This is a genomic window from Paenibacillus nasutitermitis (genome assembly GCF_014641075.1).
GTDB lineage: Bacteria > Bacillota > Bacilli > Paenibacillales > Paenibacillaceae > Paenibacillus_Z > Paenibacillus_Z nasutitermitis.
In genome coordinates this window covers 1-15392 of record NZ_BMHP01000013.1, presented here as the reverse complement: position 1 = coordinate 15392, position 15392 = coordinate 1, and the positions used below count along the sequence as shown (strand labels likewise).

Here is a 15392-nt window from a genome sequence, read left to right as displayed (position 1 = left end):
TCTTAAGTTACTCCTTCTTTAACATGATCCGTACTCGATTAGTCGATTGTGAGCCAACCTGTTCCCTTACTAATTGTTCAAACCGCAGGCGCAGCTCCTCAATAGTCAATGGACTACCATCGCCAGCCATCTGCAACAACCGATTTAATGGCAATTCAACTTTCTGAATTCCTTCTAGGACTTCCTTTATTGTCTGGACTAAGCGCAAATCAACCGGTATCCCAAATGATTTATCGTCCATAAACTGTTTTATTAATTGTTTTTGTTCGCCAGTGAGTAATTCAATATTCTCTCGTAACTCACTATCATTCAGGTTAGTCAACAAGGTATTCGTCCAAGAATCAACTAATTCTTCTAATTCAGTTTCCAACTGCCGAACAGTTACTTGCTGTGCAAATTTTTCATCTTTTGGACGATAACGGCAATGCGGACAAACTGGAGAATGCTCCAATTCACCTTTTTGCAATTTCCAGCATATTTTCAAATCATCAGACTTAGCCTTCCATGCTTGTAATTGTTGTGCAGGCAGAATTGGGATCATAGAAATCTTCTGCAATGTATCGATACGTCCGTCACGTTTAAGTTGGTTGAGCTTATTCTCCTCTGTTGCTCCTAAGCGTGATGCTGCGTGTTGCGCGTAATAGAAAGCAATATATTGTTCCTTTAATTGATCTATTACTTGGAGTTCAGCACTGCAGTCACTGTTAGCCTTTAAGGAAAGGTATAGATCCTCCAAAGCACCTTCAACTTTTACATACCAATCATCAGCAATCGAGACATGATTTCTAGCACTTACGATATAGTTCGCTTTTTTTGTGATTTGGGAGGCAAGCTCACGCCACTTATTAAGCTTATCCATTAACATGATGGATTCTTGCTGGCTTTGAATTTCTTCAATTGTCTTTTTGAAATTTTTAAGTTTCGCCGGTGTATCGAACACTTGAAGACTCTGCATGAATTGATTCAGACTTTGAAGTCTGCCTTGGTAATCCTGTAACTCCTCATCCGATAGAAGTGGTAATTCCCAAGTAGGAATTTTGTCTTTAAGCTCGTGTTGCAGTTTTACCAGTTGAGTTAACAGTTGCTGTACTTTTGTTTGAAGGGTTTGAACCCCATTAGTCTGGGAATCTGGTTGAAGTAGTCCATGACTAATACTAAATAAATCAAATAATGCTCGCAACTCTGCTAGTGGTAAATCACTTGGTTTTTTTATATGGCTAAATTCAGCAATCCCTTCTGCCTTCAAAGCGATTAACTGGTTAAACTTCATGGAATCATAGGTTTCCCCATTAATTGTGATTACAATATCACCGGTGTAGACTAGAGTAGCTAATATTACACTTATGAGCTCCGGTTCTAATTGGAATTCTATCGTTTTCTTGACTTCCCAATCCCCTTGAGATTGGAGGACTTCAAGAAGTTCAGGGGCATTCAGAACCTGTCCATTGCCTTTACTATTTAACAAGCTCAAAACCCATTTGGCATATCCGGATTTCTGTACATTTATTTTTTCCCCATCCAATAACACTAGTCCTTCAAGTATGGTTCTTGCCGTCTTCGTTTTGGGATTAGAGATATTCGCTAATGTCTCCGGTATATATGTTTTTAACATGGCTTCACGAGTGATACTGATGCTACTATGCCTGAATGTAGGATAATCAGAATACTTCTCCTCAAACCATGTGGTTAAACAATCATCTGCCGCTGCATCGATGATTTCTCGCACTGTCGCTTGAGCTGGAGCAGATAGGCTCCATTCAGCAAGTTTCTTAGTTACACCCTTATACGTCATTTTATATGCAGATGGCATATTCTCAACAAGCCACTTCATTAATTTCCTTAAGAACTCCGCGGCCTTATCGTCATACAGCTTCTTGGTCGCGCTTGATGCAGTGATGGACATTTCCCTAGCGCCTGCGTAAAGACGAAGCGCAGTATGGAATGACTCATCCTTTGTGTCCAGTTTGAAGAACACTTCATCCGGGTTGGCTTCATCTTTGAATTTAGGCGGATCATACGGTTGAAGCATATAAACGTAGAAGTCCCGCTCCGGTTGTGCAGTGGAACGTTCATTTGGCGCCCCGAAAAATAGATACCCCGGCCGAGTTACTTTCTTTGAGTACCAGTTTAATTCGTGCTGCCAAATTCGATAACCAGATACTATACTTGGAGATCCATCGTCGGTTAACTTCTCGAGGACTTCAAAGTAATATCTGTCCAATTGGTTGCCAACTAGCATCCCGGCTTTTTCTTCAATCAAAGAGTCAACGTCGGTTACTTTCTCCAAATCAAGGTAATATTGTCCGTTATCTCGATTAAAGGAAATAAACTGGTAGCTGACGGATTTCATGATCTCATTTAAGATCGTATCAATAGTTGCATTTAGAAAATCAGAATCTAAATCAGGAAAATCAAAATATAAAAATAATTGGTCTCTCAATTCCGCTGAAGTGACGCCGATCTTTACTTTAATATCATCCGTTGTAAGTCTAAATACGGAAAGAGCCTGTACGATACGTCTAGCAATTGGTTTATAACTTGCCTTTGCTTTAGGGAAAGAACTTTCAATCCGATCCATGAGGACATCCGACTTTTCTAATACTTCACGTACATCTCGATCAGTACGCAAAGTACGGTCCCCTTTGATATAGAGCCAATAATTATCGTAAGAAATTACTCCCGGGCTATTTACTGGAACTTCGGTATCAAGAAGTTTCTCGGTCTCATCGCTAATGGTAGTTAATGCTACACGTTTCTCCACAACACTTACATTCTCAAATGCGGTTAAGTACGCAGGGTGAATAGGAAATAATGCAGTGCACTTCTCGATTTGTTCTCCAAGATTCTCAAAAAGTGGAGCAAATCTTTGTAAGTGTTCTCTTATTAAGGCTTTTTGACGGTCATCCTTTCGTAATAACCGCTGGGAAACGACGAATTCGATATCCTCACGAACTATGATCGCTTGCTCAGTACGCTCCTTGACTCTTCGAATTTCATTTGCTACGAATTGAAATTTGGGATTATCAAACAGCATTTCCTGTACGCCTGTAATAAATCTAAATCGAGTAGACTGTACAACTTCCCCCATTGCCCGTAGAAAGCCTAAGTCAAGAATGAGTTCTTGCTCCTTGCGTGTGCGCAAATAATCAAGTAATTCGTCTATCACCAACAAAAATCCGTGGTCTGGATACACCTCATGAAATGCAGCCATCATACGTTTCATTTCGTCTTTATTACTTACCAATGTAGCTACATTCGGCATTTCATAGTCCACATTAATCTCTTGAAGGTAATTAGTCATTTCTCGAAATAAAACTTCGCCAAGTGGCAATTGAATTCCATCAAATTCTACACGTAATACTTTGAATTTCCCTTCTATTTCTTTTGCCTTTTTCGCAATTTTCTCATGATGGATATATTGTGAGGTCCCATCAGACTCAGCAATAGCTGCTATTACACTCATCAGGTGAGATTTACCGGTACCATAGTTACCAACGATCATAATTCCTTTGTGGTCAATAGGACGTTGGAATTGAAGTTGTTCAAAAATAATATCATCGATTACTTCTGCCATACGGTCCGATATTACATATGTTTGAACTAATTGTTGAGCTAGTTGATCTTCAGCGGCATCCTTTAGAACAACTACAGACTTTATCGGTTCAAATTGGATCAATTCTCTATACTTCATCGTAAAATCCCTCCACAATTAATAGAACATAATACTATTACTGTACTCGGTATTCTGGTAGTACTCTGGGTGCTCCGGAGTCGCATAATAGAGCACTCCATTTTCAGCTTTACCAGGCCATATTACCAACAGAACTGTATTTCCACTCTGTGCTTCTAGCAACTTAATTGGATTTTGCTTTAACTCAGGATCAAATAAATATTCGATATTGTGTATGCATACAACATTATGCTTTTGATCATTTATGGCCTTCCTTAGCCACTTCGCAACATCAAAAGGGCGTTTGTCAGAGGGGACTAATCTTAGTTGTTCTGATAAATATAGGCCTATGTTTACTGTCGGAATACCTTCACGATTTATGTCATTGATGAGCTTCTGTTGGTTCGTAGTTGTCGGAAGAAGGAAAAAAACTTTATATCTCTGATTACTCAAACTTGAGATCTCAGCATGTAATAGCTCAAGTTTCTCAACCATAAGGTTAACTCCTCTGAATGCAAGTTCTAGAATCTATGCTAATAGGACTATAGGTTTATAATTCGACAAGTGAACCTGTTATCCTTCACTTAAGGCGTCACGTTACCCAAATTCCTAACTGGGCAAAATACAAGCCAGCTTCTTTCACCTTGTAACCAAAAGTTTCTGCCCATTCTGAAGCATAAGCCTGAACCTGCCGCTGGTAGAAATCAATGAATGTCTGCAACTTCTCTTCCGTCACACTGTCCATCTTGAAATCAACAATGACCCAGCCATCCTCTTCCTCAAAAAGGAAGTCAATGACTCCACGAATATAGGCATACTTAATTGAACCTGTTTCTTCTAATGCAGACGCAACCTCTGATCCAGCATCCCCAACATCGCTAAATCCTCTGATTCCGGCGGTAATCTTTCGAATCATCAGCGGAACCTCGAATAAGCGGCTGCGAGCGCGCAAACTCCGCTGCCATAGTTCGCTGGCAATAACGCTTTTTACAATTCGACTGGCTTCGCTTACGAGATCCGTAATCATGCCTTCCTCATCCGCTAAAAAGCGTACAGTGTCCTCGATTTCCGACTCCGGTAACCCCTTGCCCAGCATTTCAATCGCTCGATGGACGACACTTCCAAATGCCATTCCTTTACCTTCCGCGGACCATTCCGGCTTATCTCCAGTTGCTTTGGTTTGACCGGTAACTGACATGACCGCATAGGTAGGCTCAGCAATCGCATCTAACCTTTGCTTTCGGATTTCCGCCACGTTTCGCAAATCTGGCCCTATTGTCAATTCAGTCTTCTTCTCCGGCTTCATCATCGGCACATCAAGCTCACGTACGAAGTCCATACCATCTACAAGTGATGTCCAAGGGCACTTCGCCGGCTGATCAGGATACAAGCTGATGACCAGCATCTGCTTCGGACGTGTAGCAGCGACATAAAGCAGTCGGTCTTTCTCAGCATTTGAGAAAGCACGCTCTCGCTCGTTCATCTCTCCCCAACCTAAAGGTTGAGCGATTACTTCTGTTTTGAACTCTCCGATCGATTTACTTATCGTAAAGTAACCTGAAGCCGGGTCTGCGGAACGATCAATATACTGCGTCGCATCATGATCAGACTCCCCGCAGGGACAGGCCAAGAACACTACGGGTGCTTCAAGTCCTTTGGCTTTATGCAGATTCATAATACGGACAGCCTGGTTGCCGCCAGCGTATAGGCTCGATGTCTCCATTCCTCGATCCGCGAGCATTTGCTCGATCAAGCGACACAATTCCGCCCAGCTTGAACTCGCCAAAGGATCTCCATGTAGTAGCTGCAGCATTCTAACCAATGTCCCCGCACGAACGGAGCCAGCAGGTAACGTCGACACGTATGGTAAAATACCCAGATCATCCACGATTCGACTGAACGCGGTCGCCGCGCTTAACGTGCGAACCCACCTCTTATACTTCTGAAGCCTTCCAAGCACCTTAACAACTGCCTTGACCTCTTCCCTGCATGCTTCTAGCTCCGGCAAGTCAAATAATGAGAACGAAAATCCTTCCTGTTTATAAGCCCATAACTGCCGATCGCTCAAGCCAAACAGCATTCCGCGCATAACTGTGAGCAACGCCGGTTTATCGGCGGAATCCTCTAAAAACCGTACCAGCTGTAAAAGTGCCAGTAGCTCCTTATAGACTGTCGTGCTACCCGAAGTATCAGCCGGTATGCCAAACAAATCCAACTGTTCTGCGTAGAGGTGGATGAACTCCCTTGTTTTCGTCAGAATCAGAAAATCACTTGGAACCGCATCACGGCTTCCTCCATCACGATCAACAATCTGCAAGTTGCCATTATTACAAGCCCATGAGATATATTTTGCAATCTGCTCGGCATCTGTTTGTGCGACTACAGCTTTACCACCAGGCATTTTGGGATAATTAAGAACGTAAATACCATGTGGCGTTTTACGACCAGCTTTGGGATCGTACGTTCGCGTTTCCATCATCACGAACGCAGCCTGGTGCTCCGTCTCCCAAGGCGGTAACTTGCCGACAAACTGACCATTAATGAAATCGCCGATGGAACGAGCAGAACGGAAATTGGCCGTTAGACGTAAAACTGCACCGCATTCCTGAATCCGTTTCTTGATTTCGTTATATATAGAAATATCCGCCCTGCGGAAACGATAGATTGACTGTTTCGGGTCCCCAACCACGAACAAGGAACCCGGCCGTGGTGTAAGCTGCCGCCAGTCTTTCTCGAATTCCCCATTCACCGAATCCCCTGTGAGCAGAAACATCAACTCAGCTTGAATCGGATCGGTATCCTGAAATTCATCGACAAGCAGCCTCTGGTATCGTTCGGCGAAATAGGCTCTTACTTCGCTATTTTCACGCACAAGCTTGGCAGCTTCCATGAGTAAGTCTTGGAAATTTAGTTTTCCCGCGGCGTATCGGCGTGCTTCGTAATAAGCAAGTATAGGCAGCACGAAGCGGATCAGCTTTGGATACATATATTCACGCCATTCTTGAAGGAACGGTAAAAGCACGTTGATCTGCCATTCGGGAAATAGTTTCTTCATCTCGCCGGCATGTTCTTTGGACGTCCACCTATTCAGCGTCACATCGAGCTTGCGGTCAAACTCCTTTGCGATCTCGAGAATTCGCATATCATCCGACAGATCGATGTACCGCATCTTCTGACGCGTCTGCCGAACAAGCTTCTGAACCGTATCCCAGCCTTTCTCAGGCTGGGTCGTCGGAATATAAGGCGCTGCAGCATCGAGCAAGGGAAACAGTGTATCCCGAATTCGATCAAAGCCCGGCTGCTCCCGTTTCTCACAAGGAAGCTCGACATCAGTAAAAAAAGACACACGATCAAATACGTCCCGAAGTGTGTTAACATCCACACGCAGTGACAATAATTCTTCGAATTGTAACCGCGCTTCTTCATCCAGCTCAGCCATGAAATTGTCCCAACAACTCGCGCGGAATTGCTTATCGCTTTCTTCGTCCATTTCTTCAAATGAAGGATCCAGCCCTGCCTCAATTGGACGCTCTCGCAATAGCGATCCACAGAACGAATGTATAGTTCCGATAAAAATAAGATCAAGATTCCCTAACGCCTCGGATAACCGCTCGCGCACTAAAGAAGTATCCGATGAAATTCGATATGCTTTCTCCAATGCCAATCGGAAACGTTCTTTCATTTCTTCTGCAGCTTTGTTGGTGAAAGTAATGGCAGCGATTTGGCCGACGCTAATGCCGGACTCGATTAACGCAAGAAGCCTGCCAACCAAACTGGTCGTTTTACCCGAGCCAGCCCCTGCCTCAACGAGTAAAGTCGTATCTAAATCCGTAAGTATCCGATCACGGTCAGCTTGGTCTGCAGGTCCCGTTAAGACATTCGGTTCAGCCAATCCTCTCCACCTCCAGCAGCGTGCTTAATATATCAGCATTTAAAGACGAATCACGTTTGCCCGCCATCCACTCCGAATGAGATCCACACACGGTCTGGTAGTCACACCACCCACAGACCTTCGAATCCCTAGCCGGAACGTAGATCCCTCTATTCCGGGATTCCAGCAAATTTGCAATGATGGCAGTCAACTCTTCCCTTCGATTCTGGGTTCTTCTTACATACTCGCCACGCCCACGCTCCGTTGGAAAATAATATTCCGCCTCAGTAACCTTGGCTTCGGGGTCCACCCCCGCTTCGTGAAGCCATTGTTCTACAGCGATTGAATATATAGCATGCTGCAGCTGTGTTCCGCCGCTGAAATATTCTAAAGCCTTGTACTTGCTTGTGCTGCCCGTTTTATAATCGATAATTCGGTATTCGTGAGGCCCAGTCCGATCAACCCGGTCGACGAAACCTTTCAGCTGAAAACGAATGTCGCCCGACAAATGAATCTCCATTGGCTCTCCATCATGCGTCGCGAGCTCCAATTCGAAGAAGCAAGGTTGATCTGTTTTGCCGACTTCATTGAGATAAAAGACTTCTACATCTCTCCGGATTTCCTCACATTCCTTGGCGAATACATGCATACTAGGGGCGGGGATGGACAGCGCATTCTCCTCGATCACCGTTTCCATAATTTCAATCAATCGGCCTCTGTCATGCATTGCGGGTTTCGTTCCCTTATCAGTAACATCCTCTAAATACCTTCTGAAAACGTCATGCAGCAAGGAGCCTCTTTCGCTTGCTTGCAGCCAGCGGGTCCGATCGAGCTCTACAATTTCCTTCGGACGAAGTTTCAAGATGTAGTAAAAATAGTATTGCAGCCCACAGCTCGCATATTTCTCTAACTGACTTACACTAATAGTATCGCGGCGTTGAACCTCTTCTAAGTCATTAGTAATTGTGGAAGGATCGATCTCCAACCAACCATCATAAGCTGAGACCTTCTCATCCAGACGGAAAGTTTGAGCTTGATACCCCGCGGCAAGAGCAGGATATGTTTGAAGCATTGCCTGCCACCCATCCTTGCGTTTGCTCCTTGGGTCCTGCAGCAGTCGAGCCCACGCATCGATTCCGTCAATCGGAGTAAATAATTCGGCTGCATGCATGATATCCATTACACTGTAAGGCTCACCTAAAGAATGCTCTAATGCTCCAAAATCTAATGACGAATCCCCTGACTGCAAACGCAGAACTTGAAGCATTTCAAAAGCCGGACCTTGGCTCTTTTGCTCGCCTATATCATAAGAGGAATAGCTTAACCAGATCTCACCTCGAATTTGCGACAGTCGGGACTCACCATGTTCATGGGTTGGCTCCAAGTGCCTAGACAGCATAACTCGTTCTTGGTCCAAGAGAAGAGGATCTTGCACTGCAGATATACTCCAAATCCTCTCGTCCATACCCACGATCCAAGTCCGCTCTCTCCCGCTCCATCCGCCGTTTTGTAAAGAGCTAATATGAATCGCACCTGGTTTCGGTGTTGCCGTGGCGCGAATACGAATTCCAGCTAACATCTCTTTCACGTATTGGACAGCCAAATCTATCTGCATAGGTTCAGATGGACTTGTTGAGTAACGTTTAGTCATCTCCTTCAGCGTTGCCCCTACGTTAGCATCATCCAGTGACCGTGCAGGCACATATTTCTGAACAAAATCTGACACCCACCTTAACAGTAAAAGTGGATTCCATTCATTACCTTCGGGAAGCCGATCAAACCAATCTTTCAAGTAAGTATATAAAGCAGTGCCTTGCTCCCGCTCTTCATCACTCAGTCTTTCTGGGCGAAGTATAGTAAGATACCTTTCAATGCCCCAACCAATCCCGGACTTCTCCAGCAAGCGAACCCAATCGGATCGAGACCAACGTTCATCTGAAAACGAGATATAGCCATGTCGCAGCATCTCCGCAAGCCTCTTTACCGGGAAGCCTTCTGCAATCCAATCAAGTATACCTACAGCCGCTTTTCCGGCATCACAAAATACAAGTGGAAGCCCGTTCGAGAGCGTATAGTCGATGCCCAGTGCTTCGGCATGCGAGTGAACAATGGGTGCAAAGTGCTCATAATCAGACAAAATGATTTCCATCCGATCAAGAGCCACGCGGTCCGATATTATTCTGCGGAATCCCTCTCTGACTTCCGCTAAACTTCCGGTCGCACGAAACATCGTGAAACTATTTGTTGAAAAATCTTCGTTTATATAAAAGGGAGCATCCGATTCAAGGAAACAAAGACGATCTCCCGACAACTTGTGGATCATGCTCTGCTCCGCCCATGTCCACCCTGTTGGCGTAAGTGCCAGATAGACGGTATCGTCCGCCCCTGGTTTTAAGTACTCCGCCAATCCGGCAACATCCATCCGGGCGTTTTCCCGCAGATACGTTTCATATGTTGCGAGCAACCTTTTCAAATATTGGCCTTTATGCAGATTCGTGAAATGCTCCGCTTTTACTTCGTCAGAACGAATACCAGCTAGCCGCATATCGAGTATGGCAAGATTTACTTTGTTCACTATACCGGGCTTCAACATGGAGTCGCTTATATAACTCGCCGGATTCTCCACGGCGAATTGCTTCATCAGCTGACGAACTACCCAAACAGCCTGCTCCTCTTCGAGCAAACTGATTTTTCTGCGGAACTGCTCTGCCTTTGCATTTGCGGTCACTATACTGCGAAGAGTCTGCACTTCTATGTTAAAAAAAGCTCCGTAACACTTACATAGCTGCTCGAGGATTTGGTGTCCTTGCGCGTAGGATCTGGCCAACAACACTTTCGGAGTCAAAGGAGCCTCTTTTATTTTCTGATACAACCGATCGATCAAATCCATGATAAAGCCTCCTCGAGCGAATAATCCAATAGACCTACATTGTCTAAAACACACCTTCTTCCCTTCCACTAACCGGAAATAAAGGTGGCAAATACCTTGGTCGGGATCAAGCAGGATTCAATAAGCCATCTGCAATTAACCCATAAATGTAAACCGAATTTACCGATTTACTCATAACTTCCTGACTTACAGAAGCCCCCTGAAGCCGTAAATGATAATAGGGATATATTCTTTCGAATTCTTTGAATGTAATTTCCTGGGCACTTTCAGAGTGGAACTTGGTACGTTATCCTTTGCTTGACTGATGATAAGTGTAGTTCCATCCGTACTGACTCGAAACCATAATGGTGCCCTTTTGTTTTGTGGGACGGTGTGAATCTCAAAAGGTTGGCAATTAGCACGCTCGATAATTCGATTCCACGTCTCAATTACATGCAAGGTCTTGATCCTCCCTACTGATTTGTCTTGCTCGTCATAGAGCAATTACTTATTTTGTCGAATAGACGACCCAATTCACCTGCAAGCCCCTATTTCATAATCCAATATACCTACATTCGCTGAGAGTTACCCCCTTTCCTTCCTGTAATCGGAAAATCAAGACACCGGCGAATAACCGGTGCCTACTTCGATTACAGCTTGTTTGTTACAAGTGCCAGTTGATCCGTTTGTCCGCCTAATTTATTATCGACCGATACAATCCCGACAGGGTAAGCAACCACTGTAATCTGATCTCCAACTTGAATATCGCCGCTTCCAACCATACTAAAGATGTCTAAGATCGTTCCGTCCGGAGTCTGACCTACAACCTCGGATTTAATATAGTTGTCGCCGTCTGGCGGGTAGTCCTGAACGATCGCCACATCCACCGTAAATTGGATAGGCTTTCCATAATAGTTCCAGGGGGCTTTAAACACTGAACCTGCCTTTACAGTTGTTGGGGTGACGGCCGTATCTCCGATTGCCTCAAGCATTTGAAAAGCTAATTGTGGATTTCCGTTTTTCAATGCATCCATTTCAGATTTATCCCAGTCAGGATTTTTAGCCAATTCCAGAGCGGCTGCCTTCTCTTCCTCTTCCTTTTTGGCCTTTTCAGCTTCCTTCGCCGCCTTCTCCGCAGCCTCAGCCTTTACCTTATCTTCTTTCTCTTTCTGCTTAGCCTCTTCTTTCGTCTTGGAATCTGATTCTTTCTTCGCCTGCGCGTCTGCATCCTCTTTAGCTTTTGCGTCCGCGTCTACCTTGGCCTGGGATCTTTCAGCAGAGGATGTTACGCTCGCAACGCTAGCCGCCTCCGTTTCTGGGTCACTCGGCGCAGTAACACCAATCAATAGGAGTAGAACAACAGTACCGACCGCGAACATCCAACGTTTAACCCTTCGCTTGAATAGCTTGTCGAACATTTTGGGGTTGATGATACCGGCGATCGATGCGAAAAACAATAATGTGAAGATTACCATTAAAAATGATGTCATGGATATGTAGCCCCTCTCTTTTACTTTCTTTTCATCCTGCGATACTTCTCCTGGTTAAGCTCCTTACGCTTTTTACTCGAGTATTCGAAAATGTCTAGCTGGCTGTAAAGCTTCGCTGACTCTTCCGCCGTAATCGGACTGTTCATTGCAATCGACATTTGTAGCATTTGATCCGCTTGAACTTTCAGCAGCTTCTGCCCGTGTTCCATGTCGCCATTGTCGAAAGCCACCATGGCATCCTCGATGACCTTAGCCGACTTCGTTAATTCGACCTGCTGCTCTACTATGGCACTGCCAGGTTCGTTTATCAGATTGATATCCATTGTGAACGAAGCAGATACATCAATCTGGGTGCTGCATGCAACGGCTCTCTCCGTAACATCAATGTAGTTCCAGTTCAATTGAATCACGGTATGTTCGCCTTGGATGTGCGGGTAGAATGCCAGCTCGACAAGAATGGATTTTACCTCGTTGTGATATATGTCTCCTAATTGGAGAACCGGCTTGCCTGACTGCTCCTCTACCGGATATCCGTAGATAGCAACAATTTGAGTGCCTTCCGGAGGATTAAGCGTAAGTTTAACATTCTGGGCAACCACCGATAGCAAGAACTCCTGCTCAAAAATCTTGGGAATGCCGTCAGCCTTATCGATATAATAGAAATTACCGCCACCATGTTCGGCGATGCCTTCCATTAACTCCTCATCGAAACCATCGCCAACCCCCATCGTACTGATCCTACTCCTGAAGAACGATATTCTTTTGCAATCGCGAAGAGCTTTTGCTTATCCGTAATCCCTTCGTTCGCGTGGCCATCGGATAGCAAAATGACCCGATTGACCATTCCGTCCGGCTTGTTCTTCCGAGCGTGTTGCGCCGCTGAGGTTGGTCATTCCTCCCGTTTCGATGGATTCGATGCGATGCTTGATCAAATCCTTGTGCGTGATTTTGGAAGGGGGAATAATCGTCTGAATTTGATCATCAAAAGCAACGAGACTTAGCAGATCGAATACATTCATTTGATCGGCGACGAATTGGCAAGCTTTCTTGCTGTACATTAACGGTTCTCCAGACATGGACCCGCTTCGGTCAAGCACAAGAGACAAATTGATCGGTGACCGAATTAGTGCCTTCTCCCTTTCGTTTCCCTTCGCTTCGATAAGCAAGTACACTTTTTCGGCTCCGCCGATCGGTAAATAAACTTTGCTCCAAGCATGATTAAATGATTAAAAGATATGGCTTGACTCACTGTAGTTCCGCTTCCTCCGAATGGTTTTCATGATTTTCTGACTCGCTCGTCTATTTCTAAATGAATCTAGTCTCGACCATTTATCGTTACTGATGAATTCCAAAATACCCAAACATGTGACAAGTGTGATTTCGTTCTTTTTCTCGCAACGCACGTAACGCCAATATGACTGGTTGAAATACACGACCGGCTTGTCTTGCCACTCTAAGAAACACAATTCTCCCCGTGTTAACTTTTGAAGCTGATTTTGAAAACTATTAAAGTCGCCGCGGTATACCGCTGCTCTCTCACGATAACGTTCAAATGCGTGTTTCGTTATGATGAGCTTCATGGTCGATGCCTCCTCGTCTCGTCTTTGTACTTGTATCTTAAAGTTTCTATTTGGCACCTATTTGTCAGCGAATAAACGTTCGCAAAAATAAACCCCGCTTCAAAGTAGAAGCGAGGCTGTTCCTCTCCTGTATAGCTATTGATACATGTTGACCCACTGCGATAATTGAGCCTTGAGCGAATCCCGTACCGATTTAGGTTCAAGGATTTCCGCAGAAGGCCCGTATTGGAGTACCCATTTCAGAAACTCTTTTTCATTATTAACGGTCACTTCGAAAATAAGGCTTCCGTCCTTCTGATCCTTCATACGCGGATGAACGAATAGATCCTCTTCCTTTATGTACCGGGCCACATCGGCGGAAAACCGAACTTTGAACGCCATATTCTTTTCCCCGCGATCGATCGACCACGTGTTTTTTAAATATTGCTTAATGTTGAAATCGCCTTTGTCGAATGACTGTTCCGTAATTTCTACCTTTTGAAAACGGCTGATCCGGAACGTCCTTATCCCCTTCTTTAAATGACAATAGCCGAATAGGTAAAACAGTCGTTCACGCGGAACGAGATAATAAGGGTCAATTTTTCGTTCCGTCGTTTCATTTCGGTACTGAGTGTGATAAACTGTATCGATTGTCTTTTGCTCCAATATCGCTTGGATGATTGGCTGCAAGAAGTTCGGGCTTTCTTTACGGTATGCGGGCGAACCCATTTGAATGATGCTCGCGATATCTTCGATGATGTTAATCTGCTTGGATTTTTCCTTGAAATGCGTTGCCATGACTTTATCATAAGCCGTCTGGAAACCAGGCGGGAGCTTATCTTCGTCCAATACAGAAGGAAGCAGCGAAAATACTAATGCCTCCTGCTCCGAAAAATTTAGCGGATACATAGAGAACTTGCCCATAAACCTGTAGCCCTTCCCCTTTCCATCATTGGTTATGGGGGCTATCAAGTCGAGCACTCTTAAATCCCGATAGATCGTCCGTATGTCCACTTCACACTTAAAAGCAAGATCGTTTGCGGAAATGCCGGGGTTCGCTTGAATGGCATTGATCATTTTAAAAATACGAATCACTTTATCTACCAAGTTAATCCCCCTCAATTTCCCATAGTTGGTAATGTCCATTAGCATTATCGTATCATGGTTCGGATGATCTATGAAGTTGAATCGATAAAATTTCCTAATATTAAGAAAAGAACAGACCTACTTGCAGGGCCTGTTCTTACTAAGGATTCAATTTCTGTACAATGCATTCAATCCACGAAGGTATGGAGTCTGATCGATAAGTTACTGCACCATGATCTGCCCCTAATATAATCCTGCCTTTACTTATGACTAAATTCCTTGTCCTTGAGTATGATCCTGGATGGATTTGCGGAGTTCCTCGAGTTCCGTTTCACTTTCAACAGGGGAAGTGAGCACAGCTTGTCCTGAATCCGTAATTTGCTCAAGCACTTCTTCAAAATTATCTGGAACGAGCTGAATTTTTATTTTGCTCATATTCCACTCCTCGATTAAAAGTTAATTTGATTCATGAGTTTTCTGATCTCATATGTTCATTTAGGCAGAGATCCGCCCAATTTTTACATCAATTTTACATCAAACCTAATTTTTGACCACTGTATCACCAATATTTCCAACCTGTACTACATTTAAAAACCCAATAAAATCAAGGTTAATTTACGTGAAACCGCTAATAACCATGGGAACCGAATCTTACAATAGATGCAAGTTTGTAATTAATTCGGTTCATTCCTTATACTTCACCCGAATCCGATTCTATACACAATGAAGGGGATGGGCAAATGTTATGGGATGAGGTTCGAAGTCAATTCGATAGGCACTATGGCACTGGATTGTCAACAGTAAATCAGACAACCTTTTTAAGGGCTTCTTGGCGATACTGAATAGG

10 protein-coding genes are annotated in these 15392 nt (G+C 44.3%); all 10 read right to left on the bottom strand.

The window, feature by feature from the left end:
- Positions 1 to 7: 7 nt before the first annotated feature.
- Positions 8 to 3691 carry a DUF6079 family protein gene (locus IEY46_RS33895; protein WP_189000169.1) on the bottom strand — a complete coding sequence of 1228 codons (3684 nt, stop codon included), beginning with the start codon at positions 3689 to 3691 and terminating at the stop codon, positions 8 to 10.
- 18 nt (positions 3692 to 3709) lie between these two features.
- Complete coding sequence (gene brxF, locus IEY46_RS33890; RefSeq protein ID WP_189000167.1) at positions 3710 to 4165, bottom strand: BREX-3 system P-loop-containing protein BrxF; 456 nt, start codon at positions 4163 to 4165, stop codon at positions 3710 to 3712.
- 97 nt (positions 4166 to 4262) lie between these two features.
- Positions 4263 to 7562 (bottom strand): UvrD-helicase domain-containing protein, encoded by a 3300-nt coding sequence (locus tag IEY46_RS33885; protein ID WP_189000165.1) that lies wholly within the window; start codon positions 7560 to 7562, stop codon positions 4263 to 4265.
- On the bottom strand, positions 7555 to 10431 hold the full coding sequence (locus IEY46_RS33880; RefSeq protein WP_189000164.1) for a PD-(D/E)XK nuclease family protein: 2877 nt from the start codon (positions 10429 to 10431) through the stop codon (positions 7555 to 7557). Before IEY46_RS33880 ends, IEY46_RS33885 begins: the two co-directional genes overlap by 8 nt.
- 629 nt (positions 10432 to 11060) lie before the next feature.
- Positions 11061 to 11900 carry a hypothetical protein gene (locus IEY46_RS33875; RefSeq protein WP_189000162.1) on the bottom strand — a complete coding sequence of 280 codons (840 nt, stop codon included), beginning with the start codon at positions 11898 to 11900 and terminating at the stop codon, positions 11061 to 11063.
- A 20-nt stretch (positions 11901 to 11920) separates the two neighbouring features.
- A complete protein-coding gene (locus IEY46_RS33870) occupies positions 11921 to 12628 on the bottom strand; it encodes a hypothetical protein (protein ID WP_189000160.1) in 708 nt (235 codons plus the stop codon).
- Between the two features lie 57 nt (positions 12629 to 12685).
- A complete protein-coding gene (locus tag IEY46_RS33865) occupies positions 12686 to 12997 on the bottom strand; it encodes a VWA domain-containing protein (RefSeq protein WP_268239557.1) in 312 nt (103 codons plus the stop codon).
- A gap of 129 nt (positions 12998 to 13126) precedes the next feature.
- Complete coding sequence (locus IEY46_RS33860; RefSeq protein WP_189000156.1) at positions 13127 to 13480, bottom strand: hypothetical protein; 354 nt, start codon at positions 13478 to 13480, stop codon at positions 13127 to 13129.
- Between the two features lie 135 nt (positions 13481 to 13615).
- Positions 13616 to 14566 (bottom strand): helix-turn-helix transcriptional regulator, encoded by a 951-nt coding sequence (locus IEY46_RS33855; RefSeq protein ID WP_189000154.1) that lies wholly within the window; start codon positions 14564 to 14566, stop codon positions 13616 to 13618.
- Between the two features lie 249 nt (positions 14567 to 14815).
- Complete coding sequence (locus tag IEY46_RS33850) at positions 14816 to 14980, bottom strand: hypothetical protein (protein ID WP_189000152.1); 165 nt, start codon at positions 14978 to 14980, stop codon at positions 14816 to 14818.
- Positions 14981 to 15392 lie beyond the last annotated feature (412 nt).

Excerpts from the sequence above, each read along its gene's own strand:
- IEY46_RS33895 (WP_189000169.1), bottom strand. The coding sequence starts at position 3,691 with ATGAAGTATAGAGAATTGATCCAATTTGAACCGATAAAGTCTGTAGTT.
- brxF (WP_189000167.1), bottom strand. The coding sequence starts at position 4,165 with ATGGTTGAGAAACTTGAGCTATTACATGCTGAGATCTCAAGTTTGAGT.
- IEY46_RS33880 (WP_189000164.1), bottom strand. The coding sequence starts at position 10,431 with ATGGATTTGATCGATCGGTTGTATCAGAAAATAAAAGAGGCTCCTTTG.
- IEY46_RS33875 (WP_189000162.1), bottom strand. The coding sequence starts at position 11,900 with ATGACATCATTTTTAATGGTAATCTTCACATTATTGTTTTTCGCATCG.
- IEY46_RS33870 (WP_189000160.1), bottom strand. The coding sequence starts at position 12,628 with ATGGGGGTTGGCGATGGTTTCGATGAGGAGTTAATGGAAGGCATCGCC.
- IEY46_RS33860 (WP_189000156.1), bottom strand. The coding sequence starts at position 13,480 with ATGAAGCTCATCATAACGAAACACGCATTTGAACGTTATCGTGAGAGA.
- IEY46_RS33850 (WP_189000152.1), bottom strand. The coding sequence starts at position 14,980 with ATGAGCAAAATAAAAATTCAGCTCGTTCCAGATAATTTTGAAGAAGTG.